Below are 20725 nucleotides of genomic sequence, written 5' to 3'. Positions count from 1 at the left end.
AGTGCGTCCGACATCGCTTTGGTGCACGGGCGTTGACACCACGTCACGCCGCTCCCACTATGGGAGCGCTCCCACATGTCGGACCCCACCGCCGGCCCGTTCGTGCCTCGCCCGCGAAAACGCGCTCACGTCTCGCCTTCCGCGCCGGCCCGCGCGGAACGTTCCGCTGCCCGGCCGGCGCTTCGCCTGCCACTCCGGTCATTCGCCTGCTCAGCGGCACGGCCCGACATCCACCGACCCGCTCGTGACGACGGACCACCCAGTGAGGACTCCCATGCCAGCACCGCACGGACCCGGCCGCCCGGCCACCACCGGCCTACGCCCCCTCGCGCGGGGCGCGGCCGTTCTGGCCGTGGCCACAGCCCTGCTGACGTCGCTGGTCGGCGTCGCGCCCGCCGCGACCCCGACGACCGACGTCGCTGACGTGGATGTGCAGGTCAACGCCCAGGCGTCGTTGGGCCGGCTGTCCGACACCGCCCGCGGTGTCAACGCCGCCGTGTGGGACTCGCACATGAACGATCCCGAGGTGGCCGGCCTGATGAGGGCGGCCGACGTGGGTGCGATGCGCTACCCCGGTGGGTCGTACGCGGACATCTACCACTGGGAGACGCACACGGCGCCCGGGGGCTATGTCGCCCCGGGTACCGGCTTCGACTCCTTCATGGGCACCGTCCGCGCCACCGGCGCACAGCCGATCCTGATCGCCAACTACGGATCGGGCACGCCCGAGGAGGCGGCCGGCTGGGTCAGGTACGCGAACATCACCAAGAAGTACGGCGCGAAGTACTGGGAGATCGGCAACGAGATCTACGGCAACGGCCACTACGGCAGCGGGTGGGAGCACGACGACCACCCGGACAAGAGCCCTCGGGAGTACGCGCGCCAGGTGCGTGCCTACGCCGCAGCCATGAAGGCCGTCGACCCGACCGTCAAGATCGGCGCAGTCCTCACCTCTCCGGGCGAATGGCCGGACGGCGTGGTGGGCGAGGGAGATCCCGGTGACTGGAACAACACCGTGCTCCCCGAAGTGGCCGACGTCGTCGACTTCGTGAGCGTCCACTGGTACGCGGGCGGATCCGACACCACCGCCGCGGACGCCTCGGCCAGGCTGGCCCGGCTGCCCGGCGAACTGCGGGAGGTGCGCAGCCAGCTCGACCGGTACGCGGGCGCCGACTCACCGCGCATCGGCATCGCCCTCACCGAGATCAACACCAACACGGGTGGCGCCCGGCTCACCGCACGTCCCAACGGACTCTTCGCGGCCGACGCGTTCATGACGGCTCTGGAGAACGGCGTGTTCAACGTCGACTGGTGGAACACCCACAACGGCATCGACAAGATCACGACCGTCGACGGTGAGACGGACTACGGTGACATGGGCATGCTCTCCAGCGGCGCTTGCGCCGGTGACGTGTGCGAGCCGGCGCCGAACACGCCGTTCCACCCCTACTACGGCATGAAGATGACCAGCGAACTGGGCACGGAGGGCGACACCATGGTCGCCGCCGCGTCCTCCGCGCAGGACGTCTCGGCACACGCGGTGCTCCGGCGCGACGGGCGGCTGAGCGTCATGCTCGTCAACAAGAACCCGGACGCCGCCCGGACCGTGGACCTCGCGTACGCGGGCTTCACGCCGTCCGCCACCGCGCCCGGGGCCAGCCGCTACGCACGGGGCGACAGCGACATCACCGCGCTCGCCGCCGGGGAGGCGTCCGCCTCCCGGGTCACCGTGCCGCCGTACGCACTGCTCACCCTCACCCTCGAACCGCGAGCCGGCACCGGACCGGCCACCTCGGCCGCCGGAACCCCGGGCACCCCGAAACTGGACGGGGTGAGCGCCACCACCGCGCGCCTGTCCTGGACGGGCGCGACGGGCGCGGCCCGCTACCTCGTCCAGGAGCGCGACGGCACGCACACCCGCTTGGTCGGCGAGGCCACCGGCACGTCCGTCACCCTGCGGAACCTGCCTCCGGGCAGCACCCACACGGTCAACGTGCTGGCGGCCGACGCCTCGGGGCGGCTCTCCGCCCCGTCCTCCCCGCTGACCTTCACCACCGGCATTCCGTCGGACGCGGCCTGCGCGGTGACCTACCACCGGGACACGAGCTGGGGCAACGGTTTCGTATCCACAGTCACGGTCCGCAACCTCTCCGACACGCCGATCACCGGCTGGACCGTCGACTGGGACTGGCCGACCGGGACCCAGACGGTGTCCTCCGGCTGGAACGCCACGTTCCACCAGACCGGCTCACACGTACGGGTGACCGCCCCCGACGGCGCGGGGCCGCTGGCTCCGGGCGGCGGCTCGACGGCCTCCTTCGGATTCGTCGGCGCCAACGACGGGCCCAACCCGGACCCGACGGCCTTCCGCCTCAACGGCACCGTCTGCTCGAGCGGCTGACGCCCGGTCCCTCCGGGACCAGGACCGCAGGCCCAGCCCTCCCGGGAGAACCCCCCGGGAGGGGTGGGCGGGGGTTCCGTTACCACGCGCGGCACCCGGACCGGGCGGCGACAGGACGCCGCCGCCCGGACGGGCCGGCTCCTCCTCAGATGTCCCGGAAGATCTCGATCTGCGCGCCCACCGAGTTGAGCCGCTCCGCGAGGTCCTCGTAACCGCGGTTGATCACGTACACGTTGCGGAGTACGGAGGTCCCCTCGGCCGCCATCATCGCGAGCAGCACGACGACGGCCGGGCGGAGCGCCGGCGGGCACATCATCTCGGCTGCGCGCCAGCGGGTCGGGCCCTCGACGAGGACGCGGTGCGGGTCGAGCAACTGGAGGCGGCCGCCGAGGCGGTTGAGGTCGGTCAGGTAGATCGCCCGGTTGTCGTAGACCCAGTCGTGGATCAGGGTCTGGCCGTGCGCGGAGGCGGCGATGGCCGCGAAGAACGGCACGTTGTCGATGTTCAGACCGGGGAACGGCATCGGGTGGATCTTGTCGATCGGCGCCTCCAGTTTGGAGGGGCGCACGGTGAGGTCCACCAGCCGGGTACGGCCGTTGTCCGCCGCGTACTCGGGGGTACGGGCGCAGTCGACGCCCATCTCCTCCAGCACGGCGAGCTCGATCTCCAGGAACTCGATCGGCACCCGGCGGATCGTGAGTTCCGACTCCGTCACCACGGCCGCGGCCAGCAGGCTCATCGCCTCGACCGGGTCCTCGGAGGGGGAGTAGTCCACATCCACGTCGATCTGCGGCACGCCGTGGACGGTCAGCGTGGTGGTGCCGACGCCGTCCACCCGTACGCCCAGGGTCTCCAGGAAGAAGCAGAGGTCCTGGACCATGTAGTTGGACGAGGCGTTGCGGATGACGGTGGTGCCGTCGTGCCGGGCGGCCGCGAGCAGCGCGTTCTCGGTCACGGTGTCACCGCGTTCGGTCAGCACGATGGGCCGGCCGGGGGAGACGGAGTGGTCGATCTGCGCGTGGTAGAGACCGTCCGTCGCGGCGATCTCCAGGCCGAAGCGGCGCAGCGCGATCATGTGCGGCTCGATCGTCCGTGTACCGAGGTCGCAGCCGCCCGCGTACGGGAGCTTGAACTGGTCCATGCGATGCAGCAGCGGGCCCAGGAACATGATGATCGAGCGGGTGCGGCGCGCGGCGTCGGCGTCGATCGCCTCCATGTCCAGCTGCGCCGGCGGCACGATCTCAAGGTCCACACCCTCGTTGATCCAGCGGGTGCGTACACCGATGGAGTTGAGGACCTCCAGGAGGCGGAAGACCTCTTCGATGCGGGCGACGCGGCGCAGTACCGTGCGGCCCTTGTTGAGGAGCGAGCCGCAGAGCAGGGCGACGCAGGCGTTCTTGCTCGTCTTGACGTCGATGGCGCCCGAGAGGCGCCGCCCGCCGACGACCCGCAGATGCATGGGGCCGGCGTACCCGAGCGACACGATCTCGCTGTCGAGGGCCTCGCCGATGCGGGCGATCATCTCAAGGCTGATGTTCTGGTTGCCGCGCTCGATGCGGTTGACGGCGCTCTGGCTGGTCGCGAGTGCCTCGGCCAACTGTGTCTGTGTCCAGCCCCGGTGCTGACGGGCGTCACGGATGAGCTTGCCGATGCGTACGAGGTAGTCGTCTGACATACCGGCAGGCTATCTCACATATGAGATGTGCGTGCGTTCGGGCGGGGCGTTCGGGTGAAAAGCCGGCGGGGGCGCCGCAGGGCCGTCCGTGGCACCGGGGCGGGCGCGCCGGGAATTCCGCCTCCCCGCCGCCTGCGTACGGTCACCCGGGAGCGACAGTGACCCGGCGTCAGGGTTGCACGATCGCTCCATGAACGCATGGCAACCCGCTCCGCGCGGGGATGCCGGCGGTTCCGCGGTCCGTGTCCCGTCACCGCGCGTGCCCACTTGGGGGACTCGCGGGCCCCGTGCCGAGTTGCGGCGCCGCCCACTTCGGGTAGAACCCGTACGTGGACCAGGAACCTGAGGGACCGGAGCCCCTCGCGGAGCGCGTGATGCGAATCCTCACGCTGACGACCGGCTCGCTCTGGTGGCCCGCGGCCGCACGTGGAACCAGGAGGAGTTCACGCTCGGGTCCGTCGGCGACGTGGGCGACCTCACCAGGACCGTCATGGCGGAGGAGGGTGCCCGCCAGTATTCCGGCGCCGCGCCCGGTGCCCTCGCGCACGAACTCCCGGACTGCCTGGGGTCCGTCCTCGTCCGGGCCCGCCTCTACGGCATCGACCTCGGGCCGGCGTGCGCCCGAAGGATGACCGAGCCGGAGACGGCCCCGTCGGCGGGGGCGGCGGCGATCCACGACCGGACATCAGAGTAGACGGTCTCGGTCGGGACCGCTGTTCACGCGTCGGCGACGAGGCTGGTCTCCAGCGGGGCGGTGATGTGCAGATCTTCCCCGAGCCGCGTCATCAGCGCGGTGGCCAGGGCGGGGGCGTAGGGGGAAGCCCACTGTCCGGCCAGGACGAGGAAGCCGTTGAGCTTCTCGTGCACGGTACGGAGGAGGCCCAGCAGCTCGGCTCGATGGAACTCGACGGGGAGTTGTGCGTGGGGGCCCGTGCCGGGCCACATCCTGATGAGCGTCCCCCGGTGTTCCAGGCGTGGGGCGCCGTCGTGGCCGAGCCAGATCTCTTCGCCGTGTGCGAGGTCGAGCCAGTCGCGCCAGTTCTCCAGGCCGAAACAGCACCCGGGAGCGAGGGCGACGCCGGTCGTGGTGTCCCGCAGGAGGAGGCCGCCCGGCGCGATGACGAGATCGCAGTCCAGCAGGTCCTGGACGCGCCGGAGACCGGTGGCCGCGCCCGGGGCCGGCCCGCCGGGTTCTCCGTCGTCGCCGGGGTCGGTCAGCACCGCCATCGCCGTTCCGACGTCCAGGAGTGACATCCGGTCGGAGAGCACGAGGAGACGGTCCGCGCCCGGGGCGGCGGTGGGCCACGGGGTAGGGCTCGCGACGCCATGGGTCTCCATGACGGCATCCATGATCAGCACGGCGTCAGCATCGCCCTTCGCCGCCGGGGTATCCACCGTATTTCGCGCCCACCGGCCCACCGGCCCACCGGCCACCAGCCCACCGGCCCACCCGCCCACCGGCCACCCGCCCGCCGACTCACCGGCCCACCCGCCCCCCCCCGGAGCCGTCTCCAGGGGCTGGGCGGGCGGGCCCGATGTGCCGGGGACGGCCCGGGGGAGGGGATGAGGCGGTCACCGTGGGCCTGTCGTGGTGAAGGCCGAGTGCTCTCGTCGAGCGCGGAACAGTGCCGCCCTCACCGAGTACGGAGCAGTGCCTGCCTCAGGAGGACACGTTCAAGGCCAGCGAGGCGACGGCGGTGGCGAAGTAGAAACCGGGAAACGCCAGGTTGTGGAGCACGCGGGCGCGTAGGTGGAAGGCGAGCGCGCCCAGGTAGAAGAGGCTGAGACCGCAGGCCGCCGCGGCGCCGAGGGGGCGCAGTGCGACATCGCAGAGGCCCAGGAGGAGGCCCGCGGCGCCAGCCGCCTTGAGGGCGCCCAACCAGGGCAGCCAGGACCGGGGGACACCCACCCGCGCCGAGTTGGCCCGGACGAAGCGGGCTCCGGCGAGGTCGGCGGCGGCGATACCGAGGTTGATGGCGGCGGTGAGCAAGGTGACGGTGAGGAACGCGAACGGGTAACCGGTCATGCCTCCAGGGTCCGCAGGCCCCGCGAAACCGTCCAATACCTGGTTCTATAACCTGTTGGCATGGATGTGGACACACGCCTGCTCCGGTATTTCGCCGCGGTGGCGGAGGAGGGCAGCCTGACCGGGGCGGCGGAGAGGCTGTTCGTGTCGCAACCGGCGCTGACCAAGCAGATCCGGCGCCTGGAGGACGATCTCGGGGTGCGTCTCTTCACGCGTTCGCGGTCGGGGATGGCGTTGACCGAGGCGGGGCGGGAGCTCGCCTCGCGGGTGCCCGCGCTGCTGAACGGCTGGGACGAGGCGGTACGGGCAACCGGCCGGGCGGCGCGGGTGCTGCGCCTGGGCTTCCTGGATGCGGGCGCAGTGGGCGCCGTCCCTGAGGCCATCGCCGCATTCCGCCAGGTGCGGCCGGAGTGGCGGGTGGAACTGCGGCAGTTCGACTGGTCCGACCCGAGCGCCGGACTGGCCCGGGGTGAGGTGGATGCGGCGGTGGTGCGCACGCCGTTCCCGGGGCAGGAGAAATGGGTGGTGCGGGAGTTGTTCGTCGAGGAGCGCGGGGTGCTGCTCCCCGCTCGGCATCCGCTCGCGAACTGCGGGACGGTGGAGTTCCGGGACCTGTGGGACGAGCCGTTCGTCGCGGCCGGAGACAAGCCCGGATTCTGGAGGGAGCACTGGCTGGCGGCGGAAGAACGGGAGGGGCACCCCGTCCGTGTCGGCGCCGTCACCAGTCGTCCCGACGAGTGGCTCGGAGCGGTGGCCGGCGGCTGCGTGGCGTTGGCCCCGACCTCGGCGGCCCGTTTCTACTCCCACCCGGACGTGGTGTTCCGTCCCGTCCGTGGGGTCTCGCCGAGCCGGGTGGCGCTGGCCCGGCCTCGAGGGCGGACGCACCAGGTGGCGCTGGATGAGCTGCTGGAGGCCATCGCGCGGCGACCGGGCGGGAGTTGACGGGGGCGACGGACCGCCGGCGCGCCGATCGGCCCGATCGCACCGCACCGGCGACGGCCGGGTCGGTCGGCTCGGCCGCAGGCGGGGCACCCACGGCGAGCGGGCCGGACGCGCACGGATGCGCAGTGCCGTGACCGCCGGCCCCGCGTGCGTTCGATGTCCGAGGAGAACGACGCAACCTTCGTTCCGACAGGACACCCGTGCCCGGACATGACCGTTCGACGGCGATGTACTAGAGTTATCTCGACATCGAGATATCTGCCGAGGCGCACCGCAGCCGCCGCTGGTAAGGGTTACCTAACTAATCCCACCCTAGCGGATCGGCGAGAAGTCGCAGGCGGCACCACAGGGCGCCCGCCGTGAGTGAGGCGCGGCGCGGTAGTACGCGCACATTGATGAAGGAGACTGTCGTGTCGGCGAACAGCTTCGACGCCCGCAGCACGCTGCGCGTGGGCGACGAGTCGTACGAGATCTTCCGGCTGGACAAGGTGGAGGGCTCCGCTCGCCTCCCGTACAGCCTGAAGGTGCTGCTGGAGAACCTCCTCCGCACCGAGGACGGCGCGAACATCACCGCCGACCACATCCGGGCGCTGGGCGGCTGGGACTCCCAGGCCCAGCCGAGCCAGGAGATCCAGTTCACGCCGGCTCGCGTGATCATGCAGGACTTCACCGGCGTTCCCTGCGTCGTGGACCTCGCCACCATGCGTGAGGCCGTGAAGGAGCTGGGCGGCGACCCGGCGAAGATCAACCCGCTGGCCCCCGCCGAGCTGGTCATCGACCACTCCGTCATCGCCGACAAGTTCGGCACCAACGACGCGTTCGCCCAGAACGTCGAGCTGGAGTACGGCCGCAACAAGGAGCGCTACCAGTTCCTGCGCTGGGGCCAGACCGCCTTCGACGAGTTCAAGGTCGTCCCCCCGGGCACCGGCATCGTCCACCAGGTCAACATCGAGCACCTGGCCCGTACGGTCATGGTCCGCGGCGGCCAGGCGTACCCCGACACCCTCGTCGGCACCGACTCACACACCACGATGGTCAACGGCCTCGGTGTGCTGGGCTGGGGTGTCGGCGGCATCGAGGCCGAGGCCGCGATGCTCGGCCAGCCGGTCTCCATGCTCATCCCGCGCGTCGTCGGCTTCAAGCTGACCGGCGAGCTGCCGGCCGGCACCACCGCCACCGACCTCGTCCTCACGATCACCGAGATGCTGCGCAAGCACGGCGTCGTCGGCAAGTTCGTCGAGTTCTACGGTGAGGGCGTCTCCGCCACCTCGCTGGCCAACCGCGCCACCATCGGCAACATGTCGCCGGAGTTCGGCTCCACTGCCGCGATCTTCCCGATCGACGACGAGACCCTGAACTACCTGCGCCTGACCGGCCGCGACGCCCAGCAGGTCGCGCTCGTCGAGGCGTACGCCAAGGAGCAGGGCCTCTGGCTGGACCCGGCCGCCGAGCCGGACTTCTCGGAGAAGCTGGAGCTCGACCTCTCCACGGTCGTCCCCTCCATCGCCGGCCCGAAGCGCCCGCAGGACCGCATCGTCCTCGCGGACGCCAAGGCGCAGTTCGCCCAGGACGTCCGCAACTACGTCGCGGACGACATGGAGTCGGGCAAGGAGTCCTTCCCGGCCTCCGACGCCCCGGCCGGTTCCAACGGCGTCCCGTCGAACCCGACCACGGTCACGGCCCCCGACGGCACCACGTACGAGATCGACCACGGCGCCGTCACCGTCGCCGCGATCACCTCCTGCACCAACACCTCGAACCCGTACGTCATGGTCGCCGCGGCGCTCGTGGCGAAGAAGGCGGTCGAGAAGGGCCTGACCCGCAAGCCGTGGGTCAAGACCACCCTCGCCCCGGGCTCGAAGGTCGTCACCGACTACTTCGACAAGGCGGGCCTGACGCCCTACCTCGACAAGGTCGGCTTCAACCTCGTCGGTTACGGCTGCACCACCTGCATCGGCAACTCCGGCCCGCTGCCGGAAGAGGTCTCCAAGGCGGTCAACGAGAACGACCTGGCCGTGACCTCGGTGCTCTCCGGCAACCGCAACTTCGAGGGCCGGATCAACCCCGACGTCAAGATGAACTACCTGGCGTCCCCGCCGCTGGTCGTCGCGTACGCCATCGCCGGTTCGATGAAGGTCGACATCACCAAGGACGCCCTCGGCGTCGACCAGGACGGCAAGCCGGTCTTCCTCGCCGACATCTGGCCGTCCGAGGCCGAGGTGAACGACGTCGTCGCCAACTCCATCGGCGAGGACATGTTCAACAAGTCCTACCAGGACGTGTTCGCGGGCGACGCCCAGTGGCAGGCGCTGTCGATCCCGACCGGCAACACCTTCGAGTGGGACTCCGAGTCCACCTACGTCCGGAAGCCCCCGTACTTCGAGGGCATGACGATGGAGACGACCCCGGTCGAGGACATCACCGGCGCCCGCGTGCTCGCCAAGCTCGGCGACTCGGTCACCACCGACCACATCTCCCCGGCCGGTGCGATCAAGGCCGACACCCCGGCCGGCAAGTACCTCACCGAGCACGGCATCGAGCGTCGTGACTTCAACTCCTACGGCTCGCGCCGTGGCAACCACGAGGTCATGATCCGCGGCACGTTCGCCAACATCCGCCTGCGCAACCAGATCGCGCCGGGCACCGAGGGCGGCTTCACCCGCGACTTCACCCAGGCCGACGGGCCGGTGTCGTTCATCTACGACGCCTCCCAGAACTACCAGGCCGCCGGCACCCCGCTCGTCATCCTGGCGGGCAAGGAGTACGGCTCCGGCTCGTCCCGCGACTGGGCCGCCAAGGGCACCGCGCTGCTGGGCGTCAAGGCCGTCATCGCCGAGTCGTACGAGCGCATCCACCGCTCGAACCTCATCGGCATGGGCGTCCTCCCGCTCCAGTTCCCGGAGGGCCACACCGCTGCGTCCCTCGGCCTCACCGGCGAGGAGACCTTCTCCTTCACCGGCGTGACCGTGCTGAACGACGGCACCACCCCCCGCACGGTCAAGGTCACGACCGACACCGGCGTGGAGTTCGACGGCGTCGTCCGCATCGACACCCCCGGCGAGGCGGACTACTACCGCAACGGCGGCATCCTGCAGTACGTGCTCCGCAGCCTGATCCGCAAGTAGGCGGCGGCAGCACTTCCGGCGTGAGGGCCGCACCGGCCGGGTCCCGACCCGGCCGGTGCGGCCCTCCGCCGTCCGTCCCGCACCCTCCTGCGCCGCGGCCCGTGGCCCGTGCCCCGTGGCGCCGCGGCGCAGGGGGGGCGCAGGACGTCATGGGCCACCCGGCGGCCTGCGCCCCGCTGATCGTCGCGCCGCCCTCCCCTCCCGCTGCCCGCCCCGGACCCCCGCCGTCCGTGCCGTCCCGGACGCGAGGCACGGGCGGGGACCGTCGGCGTGGTGCCGCGCGCCGACCCGTACCGCGCCTCCGCCCCCCTGTGTGCGCACTCCGTCCTCTGCCTCACCTGGTCCGGGACCACACTCCGGCGGGCCGAACGATGGCGGCGCACGCCGTACCACCGGACCCTGGCGCGTACGTACCGTCCTCACGTCGATGCGAACCAACGCGCGGACGGCACGGGAATCCGGCCGCCGCGCCGGGCCGGAGGAGCGGTATGGGGCTGGACAAGACGGTCGGCAGCGTGGACGAGGCGGTGGCGGACATCCCCGAGGGAGCCTCGCTGGCCGTCGGCGGTTTCGGCCTGTGCGGCGTCCCGTCCGCGCTGATCGCCGCGCTGCTGCGGCGAGGGACGGGCGAATTGAACGTGGTGTCCAACAACTGCGGGGTGGACGACTGGGGGCTCGGCCTCCTGCTCCGGGCCGGCCGCATCGCCCGGATGACCAGCTCGTACGTCGGCGAGAACGAGGAGTTCGCCCGGCAGTACCTCCACGGCGAACTGGAGGTGGAGCTGGTGCCCCAGGGGACGCTCGCCGAACTGCTGCGGGCCGGTGGGTCCGGCATCCCGGCGTTCTACACCCCGGCCGGGGCCGGGACCCAGCTCGCCCAAGGCGGACTTCCCTGGCGCCACACCCCGGACGGGCGGGTGGCGGTGGGGTCCCCGCCCAAGGAGACCCGCGTCTTCGGCGGCCGGGAGCACCTGCTGGAGGAGGGCATCACCACCGACTACGCGCTGGTGCGGGCCGCCGCCGGGGACCGGCACGGCAACCTGGTGTTCCACGCCTCCGCCCGCAACTTCAACCCGCCGGCCGCGATGGCCGGGCGCGTCACCGTCGCCGAGGTCGAGCGGCTGGTGGAGCCCGGCGAACTGGACCCGGACGCGGTGCATTTGCCGGGGGTCTTCGTGCAGCGGGTGGTGCGGGTCTCCCCGGACGACCCGGCCGCCGAACGGCGCGTCGAACGACGGTGTGTGCGGACCGGACAGGAAGGCGGGGTCGGTCGTGGCGCTGACGCGTGAACAGATGGCTGCCAGGGCCGCCCGGGAGCTGGTGGACGGCACCTGCGTCAACCTCGGGATCGGCCTGCCCACCCTGATCCCCGGCCACCTGCCACCGGGAGTCGAGGTGGTGCTGCAGTCCGAGAACGGCATCCTCGGCACCGGGCCCTACCCGGCCGAGGAGGAGATCGACGCCGACCTGATCAACGCCGGCAAGGAGACGGTGACGGTACAGCCGGGCGCGTCGTACTTCGACTCCGCGCTGTCCTTCGGGATGATCCGCGGCGGACACATCGACGCGGCAGTGCTGGGCGCCATGCAGGTGTCGCAGGACGGGGACCTGGCGAACTGGATGATTCCCGGCAAGATGGTGAAGGGCATGGGCGGAGCGATGGACCTGGTGCACGGCGCGCGCCGGGTGATCGTGCTGATGGAACACACCGCCAGGGACGGCAGCCCCAAGCTCGTGCGGCGGTGCGGGCTGCCGCTCACCGGCGCCGGGGTCGTCCAGCGCGTCATCACCGACCTCGCCGTCGTCGACGTCACCCCGGACGGTTTCGCGCTGGCGGAACTCGCCCCCGGGGTCCGTGTCGACCAGGTGCGGGCCTTGACCGATGCCGAACTGCACGTGCCCTCACATCTGCTGACGGCTCGTTAGCCCTGCTGGCAGGCTGCGCACCCCGTCGCGGACCACGTCGCGTGCGGCGGTCGGATGTGGTGCCTCGCGCCCTGTCGTCGCGCACCGGACGGCTCCCACGGTGCCGCACAGCGGGTGGCTCGGAGCTGTCCGGTGCACCCCACACCACCGGGGGAGCCGCCATGAAGCCGTTGGTACTCCGGGGAGCCTTCCGCCCGTCGGCGCCCCGCCCTGCCGGTCCGGCCCGCCGTGGTGCCGGCGCTGCACGGATGCACCCGGAAGGCCCAAGAGGACGCGGACCACTCCGGGCCGCCCGAAGCCACCGGGTACGTCGCCCGGCGCGACGGCGTCCAGGCCGGAACCCCCGGCTCGGCCGCGTACACCGGCACCGGGCTGACGGCGGGGTCCTCGCCGACCGACGGGTCCTGTCTCCTGACGGTCCCGCATCTCCGGCAGATGCCGCCCCGACGCTCGACGTCCCGACGCCCGACGCCCGACGCCCGACGCCCGACGCCCGACGTTTGACGCCCCGCGTCCTGCTGCCCGCCGCCCGGGATGCGGACGTCTACGCCCGTACGGTCCACGAGGCGGGCCGGGGCGGTCTGCACCGCACCCAACGGATCGAGTACGGCACCCACACCGACTCCCCGGTGGACGTCTTCCCCGACCGGCTGCGGCCCTCGTGCCGTGCCACCGCACCGCCCTGAAGGGCCGGCTCGACGGACACCGGCCGCCGGCCCGGCGCACCGTTCCCGGGCCCGTCGACGCGACGCCCGCCGATCTGCTGACGCACTGCCGGCTCGGCGGACGACCCTGGAGTGGCCCCGGCCGTCCCCCCGAGGTCTTCCGTGCCCACGGACGGCCGGGCCGCGCCCGGCGGTGGCCGCGTCCACCACAGGACCGGCCCGCATTGTGTCGGTCGGATCCATAGGTGCGACGCGACGGCGTCCCTAGTGTTTCCGGCCATGACGAGTGAAGTTCCTCCTCCCGCCCTCCGCCCGGCACCCTCCGCGTCCGGTGTGCGGCTGACCTCCCGGACCGCCCTGGTCACCGGCGGCGGCAGCGGCATCGGCAAGGCGTGCGCCGCGGCGCTGGCGGCGGCGGGCGCCACCGTGCACGTGGTCGACCGGGACGCCGAGGCGGCCGAGAGGGTGGCGGCCGCGATCGGCGGCGTCGTCCACGTCGCCGACCTGGCCGACCCGGCCGTGATCGACACCCTGCCGTCCGGGATCGACATTCTGGTCAACAACGCCGGTCTCCAGCACGTCGCCCCGCTGACCGAGTTCCCGCCCGAGCGGTTCGCCCACATCCAGCAGGTGATGGTGACGGCGCCCTTCCTGCTGATGCGGCGGTGTCTGCCGTACATGTACGCGCGAGGCTGGGGCCGGATCATCAACATCTCCAGCGTCCACGGGTTGCGGGCCAGCGCCTACAAGGCGGCGTACGTCACGGCGAAGCACGCCCTGGAGGGACTCAGCAAGGTGGCCGCGCTGGAGGGCGCCCCGCACGGGGTGACCAGCAACTGCGTCAATCCTGGTTATGTCCGCACCCCCCTGGTGGAGAACCAGATCCGCGACCAGGCGGCCGCCCACGGGATCAGCCGCGCGGACGTGCTGGCCGACGTGCTGCTGACCCGCTCGCCCATCAAGCGGCTGCTGGAGGCCGACGAGGTCGCGTCCGCCGCGCTCTGGCTCTGCGCCGACCACAGCAGCTACATCACCGGCGCCTCCCTCCCGCTCGACGGCGGCTGGGGAGCCAACTGACCGCCGTCCGCCCCGCACCGCCCCGGGCCCGCCCGGATCCCGCTCGCGTCCCGCACGACCCGCCCCCCGAGAAGCCGGTGAACCCATGACCGCCGACGTCAGCACCTCCCAGCCACCCGAGGCCCGCTCCGGCATAGCCCGGATCGTCAGCGCCAGCCTGATCGGCACCACCATCGAGTGGTACGACTTCTTCCTCTACGGCTCCGCCGCCGCCCTGGTGTTCAACACCCTGTTCTTCCCCACCGGCGACCCGCTGGTGGGCACCCTGATCGCGTTCGTCACCTATGCGATCGGCTTCGCCGCCCGGCCCGTCGGCGGCCTGGTCTTCGGCCACTTCGGAGACCGCATCGGCCGCAAGAAGCTCCTCGTGCTCAGCCTGATGATGATGGGCGGCGCGACCTTCGCGATGGGCCTGCTGCCCACCTACGACACCATCGGCGTCGGCGCTCCCATCCTGCTCACCGTGTTGCGCCTGGTGCAGGGCTTCGCGCTGGGCGGCGAGTGGGGCGGCGCGGTGCTGATCGTGTCCGAGCACGGCGGCCCCGAGCACCGGGGCTTCTGGGCGTCCTGGCCGCAGGCCGGCGCACCCGGCGGGAACCTGCTGGCCACCGGTGTGCTGGCGCTGCTGGCCGCCGTCCAGTCGGAGGAGGCGTTCCTCTCCTGGGGCTGGCGCATCCCGTTCCTGCTGTCCGGCGTCCTGGTCGTGATCGGACTCTGGATCCGCGTCTCGCTCTCCGAGTCCCCGGTCTTCCTCGCCGCCCGCGCCGAGGCGGAGGCCGAGGCGGCCGGCGGGGCCAAGGACGAGCCGCCGGTCGTGGAAGTCTTCCGCCACAGCTGGCGCCAGGTGCTCGGGGCCATCGGCACCCGGTTCGGCGAGAACATCTCCTACTACCTGCTCACGTCCTTCGTGCTGGTCTATGTCACCACGCACCTGGGCCTGCCCAGGAGCACGGCTCTGAACGCCGTACTGATCGGCTCCGCGGTCCACTTCGTCACCATCCCGATGTGGGGCGCCCTCTCCGACCGGCTCGGCCGCAGGCCGGTGACGCTGGTCGGCTCGGCGGGCATGGCTCTGTGGGCCTTCGCCTTCTTCGCCCTGGTCGACTCGGAGTCGTTCGCCGTCATCACGCTGGCGGTCACCGTCGGTCTGCTCTTCCACGGGGCCATGTACGGGCCGCAGGCGGCCTTCATCTCCGAGATGTTCGATACCCGGGTCCGCTACTCCGGAGCCTCCATGGGCTCCCAGCTCGCCTCCATCCTGGCGGGCGCCCTCGCACCCATCATCGCCGTCGAGCTCCTCAGGAACTACGATTCCGGGACGCCCGTCGCCCTGTACCTCTGCGCCGCCGCGGTGGTCACCACGCTCACCGTCCTCGTGATCAAGGAGACCCGGGGCCGTGACCTGACCCGCCCCGCGTCGGCCGGGGAGCCGCGCGCGCAGGACGTGCCGGTCGCCGCCACCGACCGGGTTTGATCGGCCCGTCCCCGCCAGAGGTCCGTCCCCGCCAGAGGTCCGTCCCCGCCCGGCGGGGACGGACCTCGTCCCCCGTATCCGCCCCGACCGATCGCGGACCGGCCCCGAGTGGCCGGCCGGGAAGGACCGCCACCGTGACCAACGCGAAAACGGACGCCGGTACGTCGACGGTGGCGGCAGCCCTCCGGGAGCTGCTCGACCTCCTCGCCGCCGAGGCGCCCGCCGAGCAGCTCGCCGGGCCCGCGGCCCGGACCCGCGCGGCCCATGCCCACCCGCGCGAACAGGAAGCCGTCGACGACGCCACCCGCACCGCCCTGGCGATCCACCGGACCCTGACCCAGCGGCGCAGACGTGAGGCTGAACTCGCCGCACTCTTCGACACGGCGGGCGACCTGGCCGCTCTGCGCGATCCGGACGCCGTGCTGCGAGCCATCGTCCACCGGGCCCGCACCCTGCTCAACACCGACGTCGCCTACCTCACCCTCAACGACCCCGCCGCCGGCGACACGTTCATGCGGGTCACCGCGGGCTCGGTCTCCGCCAGGTTCCAGCAACTGCGCCTCGGCATGGGCGAGGGACTCGGCGGCCTCGTCGCCCAGACCGCCCGCCCGTACGCCAGCGCCGATTACCGCACCGACCGCCGCTTCAAGCACACCGGCGCCATCGACGCGGGCGTCGGCGAGGAAGGACTCGTCGGCATCCTGGGGGTGCCGCTCCGCGTCGGCCGACGCGTCATCGGCGTCCTGTTCGCCGCGGACCGCACCTCCCGCGACTTCGCCCCCGAGGCCATCGCCCTGCTCGCCTCCCTCGCCGACCACGCCGCCGTCGCCATCGACGGTGCGCGCCTGCTGGAGGAGACCCGCTCCGCGCTCGTCGAACTCAACGCGGCCAACGAGACGGCACGCGCCCACAGCGAGGCCCTGCACCGCGCCGCGGACGCCCACGACCGGCTCACCGACCTGGTCCTGCGCGGCGGCGGCGTCGACGACGTCGCACGCGAGATCGCCGCTCTGCTCGGCGGCAACCTCGCGGTCCACGACGCGGACGGCACCGAACTCGCCCGCCTGGGGACCGGTGCAGCCGTCCCGTCCGAGCAGGGCATCCAAGCCTCCCGCCGGGGCGGCCGGGCCGTCCCCGTCGAGGGCAGCTGGGTCTGCGCGGCGCTCGCGGGCCCGGAGCTCCTCGGCAGTCTCGTCCTCACCGGAAGGGCCGGGCTCACCGCCGCCGACCAGCGGCTGTTCGAGCGGGCCGCCCTGGTCACCGCGCTGCTCCTGCTGCTGCGCAGGTCGGTCGCGGAGGCCGAGGACCGGGTGCGCGGTGAACTGCTGGACGACCTGCTCACCGGCCACCCGCCGGGGAGCCACCGGGACACCGGGAGCATGACGCTGCGGGCCAGGAAGCTGGACGTCCACCTGTCGCGTCCGCACGCCGTCCTCGTCCTCGGCTGCGAACCCGACCTGCGCCCGCGGCTGCTGACCGAGGCGGCCCGGCGCGCCCGGCTGCTGGGCGGCCTGGCCGGGGTGCGCGACGGCTGCGCGGTCCTCCTCGTGCCCACCACAGAACCCGGACCGCTGGCGCGGGAACTGGCCCAGGACCTCGGCCGCGCGATCGGCGCACCGGTCACCGCGGGGGTCGCCGGTCCCACCACCGGCCCCGAGTCCCTGCCCGGCGCCTACGACGAGGCGCGCCGCTGTCTCGAAGCGCTGGAGGTCCTCGACCGCACCGGCGAGGGCGCGGGCCTGGAGGAACTCGGCTTCCTCGGCGTGCTGCTGGGCGACCGGACCGACCTCGCCGGATACGTGGACCGGGTCCTCGGCCCGGTCCTCGACTACGACGCCCGGCGCGGCACCGAACTCGCCCGCACCCTCGACGCCTACTACGCCCACGGCTCCGGCCCGGCCAGGGCCAAGGACGCGCTGCACGTCCACGTCAACACCGTGGTCCAGCGCCTCGACCGGGTCGCCCAGCTCCTCGGCCCGGACTGGAACACACCCGGCAGGGCGCTGGAGATCCAGCTCGCCCTGCGGCTGCACCACCTCGCCCGGCGCCGCACTCCCGGCGCCGGCGCCCCGGCGGGCTGACCCCTCGCCCGGGAGGTGCGCCCCGGACGCGCCGCGGGGGCGTACGCGCGGCGGACCGTGCGCACGCCCCCGGCCGGGAACCGGCGGTGGTCAGGCGGACTTGTGCGCCTTGATCAGCTGCTGGTACCAGCGGTAGCTGTCCTTCGGGGTGCGCTCCTGGGTGTCGTAGTCGACCCGGATGATCCCGAACCGCTTCGCGTACCCGAGGGCCCACTCGAAGTTGTCCAGCAGCGACCAGACGTAGTAGCCCTGGACGTCCACACCGGCGTCCATGGCGGCCTTGAGGGCCGCCAGGTGGTCGCGCAGGTACTCGACGCGGTCCGTGTCGTGCACGGCGCCGTCCGCGTCGACCGTGTCGTACTCGGCCGAGCCGTTCTCCGTGATGTGGATGGGCGGCAGGGCCTCGCCGTAGGTCTTCTTCAGATCCGTCAGCAGATCGGTGAAGGTCTCCGGCACGACGGGCCAGCCCATCGCGGTACGGCGGACGTCCGGGTACTCCGTCTCGCGGAGCCGGTTGTCGGTCGCCACCCGCAGCGCCGGGTCGGCCTCGCGGTACGGGGCGTCCGCGACGACGATCGGCCGGTAGTAGTTGATGCCCAGGAAGTCGATCGGCTGGGAGATCAGCTCCAGGTCGCCGTCGAGGCGGAAGTCCTGCGCCGTGATCAGCTCGCCCCAGGTCTCCTCGTCGCTCGCGGGGTAACGGCCGGCGAGGATCGGCTCGGTCCACACCAGGTTGTGCTGGGTGTCCGCGCGGAGCACCGCGCCCCGGTCAGCGTCGGTGTCGGTGGCCGGGAGGTTGCGGTCCAGGTTGAGGGTGATGCCCGCCTCGCGGACGCCCGCGGCACGCAGCGCCTTCATGGACAGGCCGTGGCCGACCAGCAGGTGGTGGGCGGCGGCCAGCGCGCCGGTGCCCTCCTTGGCGCCCGGGGCGTGCCGTCCGACCGAATAGCCCAGGAAGGCGCTGCACCAGGGCTCGTTGAGGGTGATCCAGCGCGGCACCCGGTCGGCCAGGTGCTCGGCCACGATCGAGGTGAACTCGCCGAAGCGCTCCGCGGTCTCGCGGACCCGCCAGCCGCCCTTGTCCTCCAGGGCCTGCGGAAGGTCCCAGTGGTAGAGGGTGGCGGCGGGCTCGATGCCCGCTTCCAGCAGCGAGTCGACCAGCCGCGAGTAGAAGTCCAGGCCCTTGGCGTTGGCCGGGCCGCTGCCGGTCGGCTGGATGCGCGGCCAGGCTATGGAGAAACGGTACGACTCCACGCCCAGGTCGCGCAGGAGCGCCACGTCCTCGGGGTAGCGGTGGTAGTGGTCGCAGGCCACGTCACCCGTGTCGCCGCCATCCGTACGTCCCGGCGTGTGGCTGTACGTGTCCCAGATGGAGGGGCCGCGGCCGTCCTCGGCCACCGCGCCCTCGATCTGGTACGACGCGGTGGCCGCACCGAAGACGAAACCCGGAGGGAAGACAGGGAACTCACTCATGAAAAGCCCTTACTTGACCGAGCCACCGGTGATCCCGGCGGCGATGTACTTCTGGGACAGGACGAGCAGCACGGCAGCCGGGATCGCCGACAGAACCGCCGCGGACATGACCGAGCCCCAGTCTCCGACGTGCGCACCGATGTACTGGTAGATGCCCAGCGTGATCGGCTTCACGTCGTCCGTGGTGTTCAGTGTGAGGGCAAACATGAAATCGCTCCATGCGTACAGGAACGAGAACAGCCCCGCCGTGATCAGCGAGTTGCGGCTCATCGGCAGCACGACCTGGACGAAGGTACGGAACCGGCCCGCGCCGTCGACCTCCGCCGCCTCGATGACCTCGCGCGGGATCGCCACCATGAACGACCGCATGAGCACGATCGCGAAGGGGATGCCCAGCGAGGCGTCGGCCAGCATCAGACCGGCGTAGGAGTTGACCAGGCCCAGGTCCACGTAGGCGCTGTACAGGGCGTTCGCGATGACGATGCCGGGGACCATCTGCGTGATCAGGGTGCCGAAGACGACGGTCTTCGTGCCCCGCAGCTTGAACTGCGCGAGCCCGTAGGCGGCCGGAGCCGAGAAGAGGAGGCAGATGACCACGGCGCCGAGCGCGACGCCGAGCGAGGTCAGCAGGTGTCCGCCCTGCTCCCGGAACGCGTCGCCGAAGCCCGAGAAGTCCAGGCTGTGCGGGACCGGATCGACCTCCAGCAGGCCCGACTCCGGCTGGAGGGCCGTGTTGACCATCCAGTAGAGCGGGAAGAGCATCACGCACAGGATGACGATCCCGGCGATCATCGCGCCCCAGCGGCGCTTCGGCTTGTTCTCGGCCGGCCTGCCCGCGGCATGGGCCGAAACGGCGGGAGTGGTGGTCGCCATGCCGTTCACTTCCCCTCGTTGCGGTTGGCCCGCAGGTAGAACACCGCGAAGACCGCGGAGATCAGGATCAGGATGTTGCCGACCACCGCGCCCGCGCCGAAGTCGAGCTGGGCGAAGGAGTTCTGGTACGTCAGGGTGCCCAGGGTCTGGGTGGAGTCGGCGGGACCGCCGTCCGTCAGGGCCAGGACCAGGTCCAGGATCTTGACGGTGGACATGAAGCCCAGCACCAGGACGACGGTGATGACCGGCTTCAGCAGCGGCAGCGTGATCGAGCGGAAGGTGCGCCAGCCGGAGGCGCCGTCGAGCGAGGCCGCCTCGTACATCTCCTTCGGGACCTCCTGCAGGCCGCCGTAGAGGATGACCATGTTGAACGGGATGCCGATCCAGATGTTCACCATGATCACCGAGATCAGCGCCATGCCGGTGCTGCTCAGCCACGGGGTGTCACCGGCGCCGAACAGGCCCAGGAAGGAGTTGAGCACCCCGGTGTCCTGGTCGAGGATGCGGCGCCAGACCACACCGGAGACGACCATCGGGACCAGCCAGGGCAGCAGGATCAGCGACCGGAGCACCCCGTTGAGGGGGAAGCGGCGGTTGAAGAACACCGCGAGGGCCAGACCGATGCCGAACTGCCCGATCAGCGAACCGATCGTGAAGAGGATGGTCTGCCAGAGCGCCTTGCCGAACAGGTCGTCCTGGAAGACGTTCTTCCAGTTGTCGAGCCCGTTGAAGGGCGCCTCACCGGTGAAGAAGGTGGACGGCGTGTAGTGCTGGAAGCTCATCACGATGTTGCGGACGAGCGGGTAGCCGAAGAACAGCAGCATGAAGACGACGGCGGGAGCGATGAAGCCCCACTGGGCCAGCGTGCGGCGGCGCTTGAGCGAGCCCGGCTTCGGACTCTTGGCCGCGGGGACCGCCTCGGGGGCGGGGGCCGCCGGGGTGGGCGCGGTGGATGCGGAAGCAGCGGTGGACGACATGTTCAGATAC

16 protein-coding genes are annotated in these 20725 nt (G+C 71.7%); 10 read left to right on the top strand and 6 right to left on the bottom strand.

Annotation, left to right across the window (positions count from 1 at the left end; all coding sequences use genetic code 11):
- Nucleotides 1-274 precede the first annotated feature (274 nt).
- Entirely contained in the window at nt 275-2401 is a 2127-nt protein-coding gene (locus tag PZB77_RS05635) for a cellulose binding domain-containing protein (protein WP_275491439.1), read from the top strand.
- 145 nt (nt 2402-2546) lie between these two features.
- On the opposite strand, the gene PZB77_RS05630 is transcribed toward PZB77_RS05635, so the two are convergent.
- Nucleotides 2547-4076: a UDP-N-acetylglucosamine 1-carboxyvinyltransferase gene (locus PZB77_RS05630; protein WP_275491438.1), complete on the bottom strand. Its 1530-nt coding sequence runs from the start codon at nt 4074-4076 to the stop codon at nt 2547-2549.
- Nucleotides 4077-4485: 409 nt separating this feature from the next.
- Here PZB77_RS05630 and PZB77_RS05625 point away from each other — a divergent pair, with 409 nt between their 5' ends.
- On the top strand, nt 4486-4770 hold the full coding sequence (locus PZB77_RS05625; protein ID WP_275491437.1) for a nucleotide pyrophosphohydrolase: 285 nt from the start codon (nt 4486-4488) through the stop codon (nt 4768-4770).
- Between the two features lie 23 nt (nt 4771-4793).
- Here PZB77_RS05625 and PZB77_RS05620 read toward each other — a convergent pair whose 3' ends face one another.
- Nucleotides 4794-5435, bottom strand: a complete 642-nt coding sequence (locus PZB77_RS05620; protein ID WP_275491436.1) for a hypothetical protein — start codon at nt 5433-5435, stop codon at nt 4794-4796.
- 301 nt (nt 5436-5736) lie between these two features.
- Complete coding sequence (locus PZB77_RS05615; RefSeq protein WP_275491435.1) at nt 5737-6102, bottom strand: DoxX family protein; 366 nt, start codon at nt 6100-6102, stop codon at nt 5737-5739.
- A 60-nt stretch (nt 6103-6162) separates the two neighbouring features.
- On the opposite strand from PZB77_RS05615, the gene PZB77_RS05610 reads away from it, so the two are divergent.
- From PZB77_RS05610 to PZB77_RS05575, 8 genes are all read left to right on the top strand, one after another.
- Nucleotides 6163-7044, top strand: a complete 882-nt coding sequence (locus PZB77_RS05610; protein ID WP_275491434.1) for a LysR family transcriptional regulator — start codon at nt 6163-6165, stop codon at nt 7042-7044.
- A 410-nt stretch (nt 7045-7454) separates the two neighbouring features.
- Nucleotides 7455-10169 carry an aconitate hydratase AcnA gene (acnA, locus tag PZB77_RS05605; RefSeq protein ID WP_275491433.1) on the top strand — a complete coding sequence of 905 codons (2715 nt, stop codon included), beginning with the start codon at nt 7455-7457 and terminating at the stop codon, nt 10167-10169.
- Nucleotides 10170-10657: 488 nt separating this feature from the next.
- Nucleotides 10658-11458 (top strand): CoA transferase subunit A, encoded by an 801-nt coding sequence (locus tag PZB77_RS05600; RefSeq protein ID WP_275491432.1) that lies wholly within the window; start codon nt 10658-10660, stop codon nt 11456-11458.
- Complete coding sequence (locus PZB77_RS05595; protein WP_275491431.1) at nt 11442-12095, top strand: CoA transferase subunit B; 654 nt, start codon at nt 11442-11444, stop codon at nt 12093-12095. The genes PZB77_RS05600 and PZB77_RS05595 overlap by 17 nt, the downstream gene beginning before the upstream one ends.
- Before the next feature lie 500 nt (nt 12096-12595).
- The gene (locus PZB77_RS31230; RefSeq protein ID WP_343299838.1) at nt 12596-12781 is read left to right on the top strand and encodes a hypothetical protein; all 186 of its coding nucleotides are present in this window, start codon (nt 12596-12598) and stop codon (nt 12779-12781) included.
- A gap of 258 nt (nt 12782-13039) precedes the next feature.
- Nucleotides 13040-13837, top strand: coding sequence for a 3-hydroxybutyrate dehydrogenase (locus PZB77_RS05585; RefSeq protein WP_275491430.1), 798 nt, complete (start codon nt 13040-13042; stop codon nt 13835-13837).
- Between the two features lie 85 nt (nt 13838-13922).
- Nucleotides 13923-15311, top strand: a complete 1389-nt coding sequence (locus PZB77_RS05580) for an MFS transporter (RefSeq protein ID WP_275491429.1) — start codon at nt 13923-13925, stop codon at nt 15309-15311.
- Between the two features lie 134 nt (nt 15312-15445).
- Nucleotides 15446-17392 (top strand): GAF domain-containing protein, encoded by a 1947-nt coding sequence (locus tag PZB77_RS05575; protein WP_275491428.1) that lies wholly within the window; start codon nt 15446-15448, stop codon nt 17390-17392.
- Nucleotides 17393-17482: 90 nt separating this feature from the next.
- On the opposite strand, the gene PZB77_RS05570 is transcribed toward PZB77_RS05575, so the two are convergent.
- From PZB77_RS05570 to PZB77_RS05560, 3 genes are read right to left on the bottom strand one after another with little or no spacing between them, the layout of a single operon-like run.
- Nucleotides 17483-18865, bottom strand: a complete 1383-nt coding sequence (locus PZB77_RS05570) for a GH1 family beta-glucosidase (protein WP_275491427.1) — start codon at nt 18863-18865, stop codon at nt 17483-17485.
- A 9-nt stretch (nt 18866-18874) separates the two neighbouring features.
- Nucleotides 18875-19747, bottom strand: a complete 873-nt coding sequence (locus PZB77_RS05565) for a carbohydrate ABC transporter permease (protein WP_275491426.1) — start codon at nt 19745-19747, stop codon at nt 18875-18877.
- Nucleotides 19744-20715, bottom strand: coding sequence for a sugar ABC transporter permease (locus tag PZB77_RS05560; RefSeq protein WP_275491425.1), 972 nt, complete (start codon nt 20713-20715; stop codon nt 19744-19746). Before PZB77_RS05560 ends, PZB77_RS05565 begins: the two co-directional genes overlap by 4 nt.
- Between the last annotated feature and the right edge of the window lie 10 nt (nt 20716-20725).

Origin of the sequence: Streptomyces sp. AM 2-1-1 (genome assembly GCF_029167645.1) — a bacterium.
Lineage (GTDB): Bacteria > Actinomycetota > Actinomycetes > Streptomycetales > Streptomycetaceae > Streptomyces.
Note: the sequence above shows the minus strand (reverse complement) of the source record. Positions and strands in the feature narration are given on the sequence as shown.